The organism is Xenorhabdus sp. SGI240 (assembly GCF_040081915.1).
In the GTDB taxonomy this organism is placed as follows: Bacteria; Pseudomonadota; Gammaproteobacteria; order Enterobacterales; family Enterobacteriaceae; genus Xenorhabdus; species Xenorhabdus bakwenae.
Genome location: NZ_JBEBMB010000057.1, coordinates 51,680 through 66,835, shown reverse-complemented (window position 1 = coordinate 66,835; position 15,156 = coordinate 51,680). Strand labels below are relative to the sequence as shown.

Sequence of the window (15,156 nt, the reverse complement as noted above, 5' to 3'; positions counted from 1 at the left end):
AATTTAAAAAACATGATTTTATTTTTCATCTAACTTAGTCAACTTCTCCAAGTATTTTTTTTCTGTCTTTTTATCTGAATTTAACCACCAAATTAGAATTCCCTTACTATATATATAGTAAATTATTTCTATATTTTTTATTTCCTCTGCAATTTTCCACAAGATGTCATGACACTTATTAAATAGAGCATCTAGCCTTTGCGTGAAAAGATAATCGTATATATTTTTTAATTCGGTAATTGTTCTTTCATCAATTTCATTCAACATGTTATTTTCTATTAGAATTTGATATTTATCAAGTCTTGCTCTAATTACGTTATATTGACTTGCATCTGTTGATAGTATTTTATTTATATTTTTCAGTTTATTGCTATTATCTTGATATTTGTTTAATCTAAATAAAATATTATTAGATAATGTATTAAATCCTAGGATTCTGGATTTTTTTTCTATCGACATTAATTTTTCTATTTTATCTTTCTTGGTTATTTCTTTATTGTTTGTGGTTATAATAACCTGAGCGGTTAAATGACAGACTGTATCATTTCTCTCTTCATTTATTGTTTTTTCTGCTAAATTTATGGATTTTTTAATATCTTTTTTTTCCAAAAGTAATAGCTCTTCTGATATTAACATCCTTTGTGTTTTCTTATCTTTATTTATAAGTGTATTTTTTGCTTTTTCTAAATTTTCCATAGCTAAATCATACTCTCCGATCATTCTATGTGAGTATGCTAAATAATGGAAATATTTATATTTATCACTACCAATAAATTCATCAAGAGAATTTATTATTGATAACGATGAATTTATTGTTTCTTTGAATCTTGATGAGTTTTTTAATGCATATACATATACATTAGATAGGTATTTTAACTTATTTAATTTAGTTTCATTTTTCTCTTTATCTTCCAATGATAAAAGCTCGCTTTTTAAATTCAATAAACATTTGTTTATTGAATTTATCAATATAACACAACCATTATCACCTTCTGTATTAAATTCAGAGTCTATTATTTTTCTATTTACTGAGTTTAATTTAAATCCATCTTTGGATTCAACTATGGATACTAATAAATAATCCTCTGATATAGAGTTTATTTCATCAATACTCATGATTGATAATATGTAGTCAGTAATAATAGGTGTTATTTTAATGATTGTTGTATTGCGATCTATATGTATAGCAATACCTAGTCCAAGGTCTATAATTTCTTTTGTATTTACTATGGTCAATTCACGACCATGTTTCGTTTTTTTTATATTGGTTATGGATTCTCCATTTTTTAAAACGCTAAGTATTTTTATTAATGTAAAGGTATTTGCTTTATTTTTATCTGTTTTTAATATATTTATATTATCTATTATTGATTCTGGAATATTTTCGATGAAATACGCATCATCAAAAATATCAATTTGTGATATTACCTCTTGAGCAGATGCACTCTCTAAATAAGTCATTATTTGTAGTAGTTTCATTACTACACCTTCACTCAGGTCATGAATCTTTGATATGTCAGTATTAGAAATTCTACTTTCATCAAATTTTTTTCTAATTACTATTGATGTTTCATAATATGATAATTGCTTTATTTTTACCTTATGATTTGATAATGGTATTAAATTTGAGTGTGATGTGAATATGTATTTAACATTTTCAATGTTACCATTATTATGTTTCTTTGTTATATCAGGCAGCTTTATTAGGTAATCTAAACAATCACTACTCAAATCTCCTCTTACTCTTTCTAATACTATATATGTTGTATTTTCTTTATCTAAACTGTGCCTGGATGTTCTTCCATGTCTGATAATGCAATAAAAGCACTTTTCTTTTGGCTACCAGACAGTAATTTCTTCGCTCCATCCGGTTTGATAATTTGCGCACCTGTAACTCTTTTATCCAGTGTTATCAATGGCAACAACAACGAACTATCTTCCAGCAATCTCTGGTTAGAGCAATACAGCCCTTTTGCAGTCAGATAGGACGATTCTCCGGCGACAGTTTGTGCCATTAGTACCGCCACTTTTTCGGCGATCGGCTGTATATGAATGGTTTCTTTGGCTGGTTTGGATTCCGGTAAAGGCAACGCTAGGGCATCAGCAACAACTTTTGCCGCCTCAAGAATCGAGATCCCTTGGGTTTTTGCCACTAAATCTAACCCATCGCCATAGTTTGGGATGTCACACTGGCGGCAATGCCAGTTGCCGTTATGGTGATCATCAATAAAGTGAAAGCGGTCAGTACCGCCGCGACAAATAGGGCAGGAACCATGTTTGCCTTTTGCAGGAATATCAATACCACAGGCGGGTAGCAGATTTTCCCAATGATACATAGCGGATTTTTTCACGGATTGAATAAGGTCGAGCGGTTTTTGTCCGTCTATTTTATCTGAAGATGTAAATTTAGGGTGAGTTTGGGTATGCTGTATATCAGCCATCATCGTTACTCCTAATAACGGTTATTGGTCAGACGCCTCAACAGTGTTTGCTGCACTTCGGGGCGTTGTTTTTTTATGTCATGCTTTTATGTATTACGTAACTGGTTATCCTATATATAAAATTTTGTTGGTTGTGCTACTATTTTTTCCTGTCACGAAGCGATTTGGCAAAATCATAAGGAGTTACAAATTGCTCCTTGTTAGCATCCAAATAATCCGCCCACCATTGCACCATCAACCGCCGTTCATCCAAATGTTTGGATGTATGAATATACGCCGCCCGAACATTATTTCTTTCGATATGGCTTAGCTGGCGCTCGATAGCATCATCACTCCACAGGCCAGATTCCCCCATTGCACCACGTGCCATTGCGCGGAATCCGTGCCCGCAAACTTCTGTTTTGGTGTCATAGCCCATCGCTCGCAACGCATTATTAACGGTGTTTTCACTCATCACTTTCTTTGGATCGTGATCACCGGGAAATATTACTTCATTCTCTCCGCTCAGGCTGTAAAGTGTTTTGATAAGCAAAATTGCCTGACGGCTCAACGGTACAATGTGTTCGGTTTTCATTTTCATACCACGTTGAGAATGCTTAACTCCATCAATGGGTTTTCGTGTTGCTGGTATATGCCAGACAGCTCTTTCGAGATCGATTTCTTCCCAACGAGCGAATCTCATTTCACTGGAACGAACAAATGTTAATAAAGTCAGTTCTACCGCAATTTTGGTCAGTAAGCGCCCACGATAACAGGAAATACGAGCCAAAAATTCAGGCAGGCGTTCATGAGGCAATGCAGGGTGATGTTTGGGCTTTACTATGGTGAGAGTGCCCGCCATATCATTGGCAGGGCTATATTCAAGGAGGTCATTTTGGACGGCATAACGCATGATGGCAGCTACACGCTGTTGTAATCTCTGGGCTACATCGTGTTTGCCCTCAGTATCAACGGCTTGGATCGGTGCTAACAGTTGGCTGGTTCGTAAAGTGCGAATGTCGAGAGTACCAATATAAGGGAAAATGTATTGTTCAAAACCTCGCATAATTCGCTCTCGATGATCTTCACTCCACCGTTTATTGCTGGCGTGCCATTCACGGGCGATCCGTTCAAAGGTATATGCACCCTTTGATTCGGCTTGTGCATCTTTTTTCTCTGCTTTGGGATCAATCCCTTGAGCAAGCAATTTTTTGGCTTCGTCCCGTTTGGCGAGTGCATCAGCTAATGAGACAACAGGATAGACACCAAAAGCCAGCCGATCTTCTTTTCTATCGGTGGGGCGATGATACTTCATGCGCCAGTATTTAGAACCGCGCGGTGTGATTTCGAGATATAAGCCAGCGCCATCCGCTAATTTATAGGATTTCTCTTTCGGTTTCGCAGTCTCGATTTGTCGGGCGTTTAGTTTCATTTTTGGGGCACATTTACAATCGAAGTGTAGATGCCCCAAATTATGCCCCTTGATGCGTGTTGATTGCAACAGACCACAGTGGACAGCAAAATAACTAAGTATCTTGATTTATTGGGATTTTTAGGGAGTTTATAGACTTGGGTAGACGTTAGAAAACTAACGAATGGTGCCGAAGGCCGGACTCGAACCGGCACACCCGAAGGCGGTTGATTTTGAATCAACTGCGTCTACCGATTTCGCCACTTCGGCACTGAAATGATTCGGAGAACGGGGGCCATTATACCTGTCAGAAGCACATTCGCAATACTTATCCTTTCGATTTTGCTCAAGTGCCGAAAAAAGAATCGCTTATTCTATTTTTTCGCCAGATTTTTACCAGTAACGCTTAAAAACCAAACCGCTTTTTCCATCCTATCCCGCCAATCCCTCCTCACACAATTCCTTCCAGCCAATAGACAACCTATAAACTCCTTATATAATTCAAAACAATACACTGCTATGAGGTAAATTATCATGACTATTATCAGTTGGATTTTTACAGGTATCCTGTTGGGTATCGTTATTGGGGCCATAATGGCGATATGTAAGAAAAACAAATAACAGCTTTATTCCTTCACTTGAATGCTCCCTGATTGGTTAATCCAAAAATGAAAAAACGGCTATATAAACTGTGTGCAGTTTCCGTCATGACATGGGCGATTTCAGCTTGTGCAGATTCTGGTTATTCACACCAGAAAAAATTTCAGCACTCCCATGCGCAACCGGCAAAATGGGGAGTGTCCGAGAGTAACGACAATATTAAGAAAATAGCTGCTGCATTGATCGACCAGTATTCCCAATCCATCTTTGAAGAGGGCAATCCTTTGGGAATGGCGATGGTGGTGATCGATAATAATCAGGTTATACATCGCAGTTTCGGGGAAACTTATCCAGGGAGCGGCGTTCGGCCACGGCAGGATTCTTTAATTCGTATTGCTTCTATTACCAAATTGATGACCAGCGAGATCATGGTTAAGTTGGCACAGAAGAAACGTCTCAAGATTACCGATCCGTTGCAGAAATACACTTATCACAGTGTCCATGTACCAAATTACGGCGCAGGGCAGCCAATCCGACTGTATCATCTGGCAAGTCATACCAGCGGATTGCCTCGGGAACAGCCTGGTGGAAAATGGGGACGCCCTGTATTTATTTGGCCGACCCAATCGAACCGCTGGACTTGGCTGAAAACCGCAGGAATAGATGCGGCGCCCGGCACGACGGCGTCGTATTCCAATCTGGCCTATGATTTATTGGCTGATGCCCTTGCTAAAGCCACGGGAAAACCCTATTCCCGTCTGCTACAAGAGGAGATTACTCATCCATATCGCATGAAAGATACGACACTGACACCCACACCATCCCAATGCGCCCGTTTAATGGTTGGGGTTAAATCCAGCCCTTGCGTCAATACGATTGCTGCCGCAGGCAGTGGCGGAATTTATTCTACTCCCGCAGATATGCAGCACTGGATGCAACAGTTTTTATCTTCCCATAATCAGTTAAGGAAGCAGACTGCCAGCCGTGAACAAGGTATCTACTTTAAACGTGCCGATCTGAAATCAATCACAGGGATGGATGTTGCGGGACTGGCAGACGGAATTGGACTTGGCTGGGTATATATGGATACCAACGGTATTTATCAGAAAACTGGCGGCGGCGGTGGGTTCAATACCTATATGGCAATGATCCCTGAAAGCAATATCGGCGTATTTGTGGTGATGACCCGCAAGGAGCAAAGTAAATTTAGTCGTGTGACGAATGGAGTTAATGAATTAGTTGCCGCATTGGCGCGCAATCATCAGCAAATTTAGTTTTGTTAAAAAATCGCCTCCACTGTTGACGGTGGAGGCAGCGACAGATAAGTCAGCTGAGATATCAGTTTGTTATTTTCTATATAAGAGTAAGTAAACACTCACTGCAAAAAACAACAAACTTGGCAACAGCGCCCCTAATATCGGCGGCATACTATAAACCAAACTGAGCGGGCCGAATATCTCATTCAAGACATAGAACACAAAGCCCATACTGATCCCCACCACAACCCTGAATCCCATCGGCACGCTACGCAGTGGCCCGAAGATAAAGGAAAGTGCCATCAGCATCATCACCGCAACCGATAAAGGTGCGAAGATTTTCTTCCACATATTAAGCTGGTAACGTCCGGCATCCTGTTGGCCCTGTTGCAGGTAGGTAATATATTGATGCAGGCCGCGGATGGAAAGCGCTTCAGGATCAAGGGAAACGACGCCCAGTTTTTCTGGTGTCAGCCGACTTTTCCAGTCCGCCGAAAGATGTTGTGACCCCGTGATCCGCCCATCCTGAGTTAAATCGGATTCTTCAACCTGAGATAACTTCCATTGATGGTTATTTTGATCATACACCGCTGAAGCCGCATACCTTATGGATAACAGTTTTTGGTTGTCATCAACATGATAGATGTTGACACCGTTTAGGGCATTGTCCTTCCCAACACTCTGGATATAGACAAAATCTTGGCCATCTTTCGCCCAAAGCCCTTTAGTAGTGGACATCAGTGAGCCACCATACATTTTTTGGGAACGGTAATTGCGGGCAATCTGTTCTCCTTGTGGGGCAACCCATTCACCAATGACCATCGTTAGCAAGACCAGCGGGATTGCCGTTTTCATGACTGCCCCCGCCACTTGCAGACGGGTAAAGCCAGAAGCCTGCATGACCACCAGCTCACTACGTGTCGCCAGTGCGCCCAGACCTAATAACGCCCCGAGCAGAGCAGCCATAGGGAAGAAGATCTGAATATCTTTGGGAATACTCAACAGGGTATAAATGCCTGCGGAAAATGCGCTATATTCCCCCTGCCCGACTTTGCGTAGCTGATCGACAAACTTAATGATGCCGGAAAGCGATACCAGCATAAATAAAGTCATCAGGATGGTTTGCAGGATGGTGCGCCCGATATATCTATCCAATACCCCAAACATCATGACGCTCCTTGAGTCTTAAAGTGCGAACGCAGTTTGCGCATGGGGACGGTATCCCACAGATTAAGGGTCACAGCCAACGCAAAGTACACGCCGTTGACCAACCACATGCAGAACAGAGGATCAAGTTTGCCTTTACTGCCATTGGAATGCAGGGAGCTTTGCAGCAGGAAGAAAATCAGATAGAGCAACATGGCGGGTAACATACTGAGTATCCGCCCCTGACGCGGGTTCACGACACTTAACGGCACCACCATCAACGCCATGATCAACACTGAAGCAATCAACGTCAGGCGCCAGTGAAATTCGGCACGAGAGTCGTTATCGGTATCATGCCAAAGCTGTTCAATCGATTTTTGTTCAACTTTGTTATCGATATCTGCTTTTTGGTGCCCAATTATGGCCTGATAATTAGTGAACTCCGTAATACGGAAGTCACGCAACAGTGCCGTACCTTCATAGCGCATTCCTTGATGAAGTACCGCCACCTGATTACCATTCGGGCGTTCTTCCATATGCCCGCCATCTGCAATGACCACAGAAGGGCGCTGGTCATTCGCCGGACGGAGCTGGGCCAGGAAAACATTCTCAAAAGTGTTCCCCTTCACGTTACCGATATACAGCACCATGTTGCCATCACGAGAAGGTTTGAATTGCCCTTCCATAATTGCCGCAAGGCTTGGATTGGCTTTTGCATCCGCCAGTACTTGCGCTTTAGATTTGGCAGACCACGGCGTGACCCAGATAACGTTAGCCGCCGCCAACGCTGATGTGAAGAGAGCCAGAATAAGGGCTGATTTCACCAATACACTTTTGCCCAACCCGCAGGCATGCATAACGGTGATTTCACTTTCGGTATAGAGTTTGCTGAACGTCATTAATACCCCAAGAAATAAACTCAGGGGCAAAATAAGCTGCGCCATCTCTGGCACACCTAAACCTAACAACGATAAAACCAAATTTGCGGGAATATTTCCTTCCACCGCCGTACTCAATACGTCAACTAATTTCTGGCTGAAAAAGATCAGCGATAAGATGAACAGTATTGCGATTTGGCTTTTCAGGGTTTCCCGTACTAGATATCTAATGATGATCACGCTTATTACGCCTGTGAAAACTTGTCTTTTTGCAGGAAAGTCGCTAACTTCGTCGTATATCTACCATTTATATGAATCAGTTTGGCTTCCCCATCGCTAAAATGATACCAAAGCATTCCATATATTGGTTCCCAATTAGAACATAGTTATCGTTATCTAAGTATCAAAAAATAATAGGCTTAGTTTAACATAACCGTTAATTTTCTTTGGGATGAATGAATGCGGAACGCGGTATTTTAGCGATTGTATCCGTCTTTGTCTTTAAGATTCAGGAGAACGCATGGAGTTTAGTGTAAAGAGCGGTAGCCCGGAGAAACAGCGCAGTGCCTGTATTATTGTCGGCGTGTTTGAACCCCGCCGTCTTTCCCCTATCGCAGAGCAGCTTGACAAAATAAGTAACGGCTATATCAGTGCGTTATTGCGCCGTGGTGAACTTGAAGGCAAGGTAGGTCAAACCTTGTTGCTGCATCATGTTCCGAATGTACTGTCTGAGCGTATTTTGCTGGTTGGATGTGGAAAAGAGCGTGAGCTGGATGAACGCCAGTATAAGCAAATTATCCAGAAAACAATCAGTACCCTCAATGAAACCGGTTCAATGGAAGCGGTTTGTTTCTTGACAGAACTGCACGTGAAGGCGCGCAATAATTACTGGAAAGTCCGTCAGGCGGTCGAAACCGCCAAAGAGTCACTGTATGTTTTTGATCAACTCAAGAGCAGCAAAAATGAATTGCGCCGCCCGCTGCGTAAAATGGTGTTCAATGTGCCGACCCGCCGTGAATTGACCAGCGGTGAACGCGCCATTCAGCACGGTCTTGCCATTGCATCAGGTATCAAAGCGGCAAAAGATCTCGCTAATATGCCACCCAATATCTGTAATGCGGCGTATTTGGCATCACAGGCGCGTCAGCTTGCTGACAATGTGACCAATCTGACCACCAAAGTCATTGGTGAAGAGCAGATGAAAGAGCTGGGTATGAATTCTTATCTGGCGGTTGGTCAGGGTTCGCAGAATGAATCCTTGATGGCCGTTATGGAATATAAAGGCAGCGCAGACGCCAATGCGAAACCGATCGTATTGGTGGGCAAAGGGCTGACGTTTGATTCCGGCGGTATCTCGATCAAACCTGCCGAAGGCATGGATGAGATGAAATATGATATGTGCGGTGCAGCTTCCGTCTATGGCGCCATGCGCGTTGTTGCCGAACTGCAATTGCCAATCAATGTCATCGGTGTTCTGGCAGGCTGTGAAAATATGCCTGGTGGACGCGCCTATCGCCCTGGAGATATTCTGACTACCCTGTCCGGTCAGACTGTTGAAGTGACAAACACGGATGCGGAAGGCCGTCTGGTACTGTGTGATGCGTTGACTTATGTTGAGCGTTTTGAGCCGGAATCAGTCATTGATGTCGCCACCTTGACCGGCGCTTGTGTTGTCGCGCTGGGCGGTCACTACACCGGCCTGTTGTCTAACCATAATCCCTTGGCGCATGAACTGCTGAATGCCTCAGAGCAGGCAGGAGATCGTGCATGGCGTCTGCCGTTAGCGGATGAATATACCGAACAGTTAGAATCCAACTTTGCGGATATGGTCAACGCGTGTGGGCGCTCTGGTGGTGCAATTACCGCAGGCGCTTTCCTGTCCCGCTTTACCGCCAAATATCACTGGGCACATCTGGATATTGCGGGTACAGCATGGCGTTCAGGTAAAGCGAAAGGAGCAACAGGTCGTCCGGTTGCACTCCTGTCACAATTCCTGTTAAATCGTTCAGGTTTGAATTCTGATGATTAATGCTCCCACCGCTTAATGGAATTAGGGTATTGCAACTGCAATACCCATACTGTTTCAGTAACCTTGCAACCAAGAAACTATGAAAAACGCCACCTTCTATTTATTAGAAAAGCTGCCATTATTAGAAAAGCTGTCACCGGAAAAGCGGTTATCGGAACAATCCTCGTCGGAGGAACTACAGCCACATGAATGGCTGGCATGTCAGTTTGCTGCTGATCAATGGCGTGCAGGGAAGCGGGTTCTGATTGCTTGTGAAAGCCAGCAACAGGCCGAAAAATTGGACGAAGCATTATGGCAACGGGAGCCGAATCAATTTGTACCACACAATCTTGCCGGCGAAGGCCCTCGATACGGCGCACCCGTGGAGTTATGCTGGCCGCAAAAAAGAGGCAATGTACCCCGCGATGTATTAGTGACACTGCTTCCTCATTTTGCAGACTTTGCCACAGCTTTCCATGAAGTGATAGACTTCGTTCCTATTGATGAAAATCTGAAACAGTTAGCGCGCGAACGATATAAATCTTATCGTAGCGTCGGCTTTAATTTGACCATGGCAACCCCGCCAACCTATTGAATATCAAGACACAATGGAAAAGACACCCGCTACTCAAACGCAATCTGAGCCATCTCTCGATAAAACATACAACCCGACAGAGATAGAGCAACCCCTTTACAACCACTGGGAACAGAGTGGTTACTTCAAACCGAATGGCGATACCAGCCGCGAAAGTTTCTGCATCGTCATTCCCCCCCCAAACGTCACCGGCAGCCTGCATATGGGACACGCCTTCCAGCAGACTATCATGGATACTATGGTGCGTTACCAACGTATGCAGGGTAAAAATACCCTGTGGCAAGCCGGAACTGACCACGCGGGTATCGCGACCCAAATGGTTGTTGAGCGTAAGATCGCGGCAGAAGAAGGCAAAACCCGCCACGATTATGGTCGTGAAGCTTTTATCGACAAAATTTGGCAGTGGAAAGCAGAATCGGGTGGCAATATCTCCAACCAGATGCGCCGTATGGGTAACTCCGTTGATTGGGAACGTGAGCGCTTCACTATGGATGAAGGTTTGTCCAAAGCAGTGAAAGAAGCCTTCGTACGCCTGTATCAGGACGATCTGATTTACCGTGGCAAACGTCTGGTTAACTGGGACCCGAAATTGCGCACGGCGATTTCTGATCTGGAAGTCGAAAACCGTGAAGTAAAAGGTTCCATGTGGCACCTGCGCTATCCGCTGGCTGACGGCGTTAAGACCGCAGAAGGCAAAGACTATCTGATCGTTGCCACAACCCGTCCAGAAACCATGCTGGGAGATACCGGTGTTGCCGTGAACCCGGAAGATCCGCGCTATCAGGATCTGATCGGCAAAGAGATCCTCCTGCCACTGGTGAACCGCCGTATTCCTGTTGTTGGCGACGAGCACGCGGATATGGAAAAAGGCACCGGCTGCGTGAAAATCACTCCAGCCCACGATTTCAATGACTATGAAGTCGGTAAGCGCCACAGCCTGCCAATGATCAACATCCTGACCTTCGACGGCAATATTCGTGAAGCCGCAGAAGTGTTCGACAGCAACGGCGAAGTTTCCGATCTCTACCCGACCGACATTCCTGCCGAATACCGTGGCATGGAGCGTTTCGCTGCCCGTAAAGCGGTGGTGGCAGAATTCGAAAAACAGGGCCTGCTGGTTGAGATCAAACCTCATGACCTGACTGTCCCTTACGGCGACCGTGGCGGCGTGGTTATCGAGCCAATGCTGACCGACCAATGGTATGTTCGTACGGCACCATTGGCAAAAGTGGCGATTGAAGCGGTTGAAAATGGTGATATCCAGTTCGTACCCAAACAGTACGAAAACATGTACTACTCGTGGATGCGTGATATTCAGGATTGGTGCATCTCCCGTCAATTGTGGTGGGGCCACCGTATTCCGGCGTGGTATGACGCACAAGGCAACGTTTATGTTGGTCGCAATGAAGAAGAAGTTCGCCGCGAGAACAATCTGGGCACCGATATCATCCTGACCCAAGACGAAGACGTACTGGATACCTGGTTCTCCTCTGGCCTGTGGACATTTTCCACCCTCGGCTGGCCTGAGCAGACCGAAGCATTGAAAACCTTCCATCCGACTGATGTGCTGGTCAGTGGCTTCGATATTATCTTTTTCTGGATTGCGCGCATGATCATGCTGACCATGCACTTCATCAAAGATGAAAACGGCAAGCCACAAGTGCCATTCAAGACGGTCTACATGACTGGCCTGATCCGCGATGAAGAAGGCCAAAAAATGTCAAAATCCAAAGGGAACGTGATCGACCCTCTGGATATGATCGACGGTATTCCGCTGGAAAATCTGCTGGAAAAACGTACCGGCAATATGATGCAGCCACAAATGGCCGAGAAAATCCGCAAGCGCACCGAAAAACAGTTCCCGGAAGGCATTGAAGCCCACGGTACTGACGCCCTGCGTTTCACGCTGGCGGCACTGGCTTCTACCGGTCGTGATATCAACTGGGACATGAAGCGCCTGCAAGGCTATCGCAACTTCTGTAACAAACTGTGGAACGCCAGCCGTTTTGTCCTGATGAACACAGAGCGACAGGATTGTGGCCAGAACGGTGGTGAAATGTCGCTGTCACTGGCTGATCGCTGGATCCTGGCAGAGTTCAACCAGACCATTAAAGCCTATCGTGAAGCGCTGGATACTCACCGTTTCGACATCGCCGCTAACATTCTTTACGAATTCACCTGGAACCAATTCTGTGACTGGTATCTGGAGCTGTCTAAACCGGCAATCAACAAAGGGACAGAAGCCGAAGTCCGTGCGGCTCGCCATACCCTGATTGAAGTTTTGGAAGGTTTACTGCGTCTGGCACACCCCATCATTCCATTTATCACTGAAACCATCTGGCAGCGGGTGAAAGTCGTCAAGGGTATAGATGCGGATACCATCATGCTGCAACCGTTCCCTGAATTCGATCAGGCGAAAGCCGATGAGTTGGCATTGAACGATCTGGAGTGGATCAAGGAAGCGATCATTGCGGTGCGTAACATTCGTGCAGAAATGAACATCGCGCCAAGCAAGCCGCTGGAAGTTCTGCTGCGTGATGCGAATGATGATGCACAACGCCGTGTCGCTGAAAACCTCAATTTCCTTCAGGCAATGGGGCGTCTCTCTTCTGTTACCGTATTGGCGGCCGGAGAAGCAGCACCTGTTTCTGTCACCAAACTGATCAATGGGGCGGAAGTGCTGATCCCAATGGCCGGTTTGATTAATAAAGATGCAGAGCTGGCACGCCTGGATAAAGAAATCGAGAAGCTGGATAAAGAGATTAGCAGCATTGAAGGCAAACTGGCTAACGAAGGCTTTGTCAGCCGTGCACCGGAAGCCGTTGTTGCCAAGGAGCGCGAACGTCTGGCGACCAACAATGCCGCAAAAGAGAAGTTACTGGCGCAGAAAGAGACTATCGCTGCCCTGTAATTTTTCTTAGTTGAAATTTTTTCATATAAGCCACTGCAATTTAGTTTGCAGTGGCTTTTTTCCGTCATCTATTTTTTAATTTTAGTCAGATCGCTACGTTCTCGCCAGCATTGAACTCCATATTGATGTCGTTAAAAATGAATGGTTCAGCTTCTCCGTAACGATAGGCGAGACTATGTAGTGTTATCCGACCCGCCACACTATCAAGAGATACTAAGTTTTGCGGATACCAAGCGCTTTCTGTCTCTGCGGTTGCAATGTCTGTGAGACGATCCGAATGTATTGATATAAGATGAAAGTTAAAAAGCGAATTTACCACCTTGATAGAACGGGTAAGGAACATATCAGCGTAAAGCATAAAGGCAAATAGAATGCCTGTTGTTATTGCACCTTGTTCCATGAGATCTGTGAAAAAAGTGGTCTGGTGGGCAATTCAGGCGGCCTCGAAAAAATGGACGATGCCGATGACACAAAATCAGGTACAGGGTTCTTTTCTGTGCTCATCAGAAACAAAAACCTTCTTATTTTTAAAATCTATAATGATTTTTCGGTTTCTAAGGAAGCTGTTTCCTATAATGCCATCAATTTTCCCCATATGTTGAAAATGTCCATCAACAATAACTGAACTAAACTGTTCCGGTTTTCCAGTTATTGATTTCATTGTGAGCACTGTAGCTTCACATCCTTTGTTATCTATTTCCGGATTAACTGAGAGACAGCTTATAGGTTTGTAAGACTTAAGTCTTTCACGCCATATTATAGATACTGTGGCACCCGTATCCAGAATCATATGGTATTCATGGCCGGATTGTTCGACATAAAAAACCATTCCTTCAGAGGATATTTGAAAAGGAAATTGTGTAAAACCTTTTGGAGCCTTCTTCTTTTTACCAGTAAAACTATCTGCTATAGTTAATGTATTAGAGATATAATCCAGTGTTATTTGTTTATCTTTAAAAGCGCCGAGACCTACAACAGGTGTATTTGGTAATTTTCCTTTATTATACCCCCATTGCTTAAATGGAGTCACGATCACATCTTTAAACCTCATATTATTTACATTCAGAGAATGAGCAAGATAATTTATATTTCTCTGGATTTTTCCGGTTAAATCTGTACTGTGATAAGTACTTTCTTTTTTGAGTCCTTTTATTTTATTTATCTGAGAGTTGTAAAGGTGAAAACCCATAGAAGAGCCGGCATCAACCATTGCATATACTGGCTGCCCATCAATTATAAATGTTGTATGAGGAACAGAATATTCATCAAAGTTCAGTTTTAATGTTACAGAATTTTTTATATTCGCAACCGAACCCTCTGAAAAGAGAGTAAAAGAAAAAAATGCAAACATTGCTAACCAATAATTAAATTTCATCATTGTTGTAGCTCACTTTTTTATTTTTGGGTATATCCTCGACGTCAATGCTATCAGCGTGCTGATCATCAGGTATGAGGAAATCGAAGCGCTGGCATTTGAGTTCCTTAAGCTGTATCCAGCAGACTATCGACGAGTTCTTTGCGCTTTGTTTTCTGCTATTTCACGTTGTAATTTGCTCATGATATATCCTTATTTTTTAAATTAGATGTCATGCCGAAACTTGCGATGACTCCTGGAGTATAGCGCCAACAACATATACAAAAACAAAACAAATAATCAACCATTGATATACGATTGAACCACAAAAAGAATTGATTTATAACATAACGGCATTAGGTTTCACGGTGATGCGAAATCCTGTCATTTTTATGGCCTTAAAAAGAATAAACTGTCACTAAATATTACCAACTTAGAAATGAATACCTTGATTAAGCCACTGCAATTTAGTGAGCAGTGTTTTTTTGTAATTTGTTTTTTTAATTAAATAACCACTGCATCAACATAAAAAACAGCAGAGAAAACACTAAATTATTTAATATTGAGTTCGTGTATT

General features: G+C 43.5%; 11 protein-coding genes and 1 tRNA gene. 4 read left to right on the top strand and 8 right to left on the bottom strand.

From position 1 onward, the window contains the following. Window positions 1–18 precede the first annotated feature (18 nt). The 4 genes from ABLA76_RS12940 to ABLA76_RS12925 form a co-directional block, all read right to left on the bottom strand. Window positions 19–1,731: a hypothetical protein gene (locus tag ABLA76_RS12940; RefSeq protein WP_348988223.1), complete on the bottom strand. Its 1,713-nt coding sequence runs from the start codon at window positions 1,729–1,731 to the stop codon at window positions 19–21. A 47-nt stretch (window positions 1,732–1,778) separates the two neighbouring features. Then, complete coding sequence (locus ABLA76_RS12935; protein WP_348988222.1) at window positions 1,779–2,444, bottom strand: primase-helicase zinc-binding domain-containing protein; 666 nt, start codon at window positions 2,442–2,444, stop codon at window positions 1,779–1,781. A 136-nt stretch (window positions 2,445–2,580) separates the two neighbouring features. Then, window positions 2,581–3,852, bottom strand: a complete 1,272-nt coding sequence (locus ABLA76_RS12930) for an integrase arm-type DNA-binding domain-containing protein (protein ID WP_348988221.1) — start codon at window positions 3,850–3,852, stop codon at window positions 2,581–2,583. A 164-nt stretch (window positions 3,853–4,016) separates the two neighbouring features. Further along, window positions 4,017–4,101 (bottom strand) — tRNA-Leu (locus ABLA76_RS12925). A gap of 398 nt (window positions 4,102–4,499) precedes the next feature. On the opposite strand from ABLA76_RS12925, the gene ampH reads away from it, so the two are divergent. Then, window positions 4,500–5,705: a D-alanyl-D-alanine-carboxypeptidase/endopeptidase AmpH gene (ampH, locus tag ABLA76_RS12920; protein WP_348988220.1), complete on the top strand. Its 1,206-nt coding sequence runs from the start codon at window positions 4,500–4,502 to the stop codon at window positions 5,703–5,705. A 72-nt stretch (window positions 5,706–5,777) separates the two neighbouring features. On the opposite strand, the gene lptG is transcribed toward ampH, so the two are convergent. After that, on the bottom strand, window positions 5,778–6,854 hold the full coding sequence (lptG, locus tag ABLA76_RS12915; RefSeq protein WP_047771651.1) for an LPS export ABC transporter permease LptG: 1,077 nt from the start codon (window positions 6,852–6,854) through the stop codon (window positions 5,778–5,780). After that, window positions 6,854–7,951 (bottom strand): LPS export ABC transporter permease LptF, encoded by a 1,098-nt coding sequence (gene lptF, locus ABLA76_RS12910; protein ID WP_047771653.1) that lies wholly within the window; start codon window positions 7,949–7,951, stop codon window positions 6,854–6,856. Before lptF ends, lptG begins: the two co-directional genes overlap by 1 nt. 280 nt (window positions 7,952–8,231) lie before the next feature. Here lptF and pepA point away from each other — a divergent pair, with 280 nt between their 5' ends. From pepA to ABLA76_RS12895, 3 genes are all read left to right on the top strand, one after another. After that, the gene (gene pepA / locus ABLA76_RS12905) at window positions 8,232–9,740 is read left to right on the top strand and encodes a leucyl aminopeptidase (protein WP_285808736.1); all 1,509 of its coding nucleotides are present in this window, start codon (window positions 8,232–8,234) and stop codon (window positions 9,738–9,740) included. Window positions 9,741–9,819: 79 nt separating this feature from the next. Further along, the gene (locus ABLA76_RS12900; protein WP_348988219.1) at window positions 9,820–10,314 is read left to right on the top strand and encodes a DNA polymerase III subunit chi; all 495 of its coding nucleotides are present in this window, start codon (window positions 9,820–9,822) and stop codon (window positions 10,312–10,314) included. A 13-nt stretch (window positions 10,315–10,327) separates the two neighbouring features. Continuing rightward, the gene (locus ABLA76_RS12895) at window positions 10,328–13,225 is read left to right on the top strand and encodes a valine--tRNA ligase (protein WP_348988218.1); all 2,898 of its coding nucleotides are present in this window, start codon (window positions 10,328–10,330) and stop codon (window positions 13,223–13,225) included. 85 nt (window positions 13,226–13,310) lie between these two features. On the opposite strand, the gene ABLA76_RS12890 is transcribed toward ABLA76_RS12895, so the two are convergent. Further along, a complete protein-coding gene (locus ABLA76_RS12890; protein WP_348988217.1) occupies window positions 13,311–13,625 on the bottom strand; it encodes a hypothetical protein in 315 nt (104 codons plus the stop codon). A 75-nt stretch (window positions 13,626–13,700) separates the two neighbouring features. Continuing rightward, window positions 13,701–14,603, bottom strand: a complete 903-nt coding sequence (locus ABLA76_RS12885) for a hypothetical protein (protein WP_348988216.1) — start codon at window positions 14,601–14,603, stop codon at window positions 13,701–13,703. Window positions 14,604–15,156 lie beyond the last annotated feature (553 nt).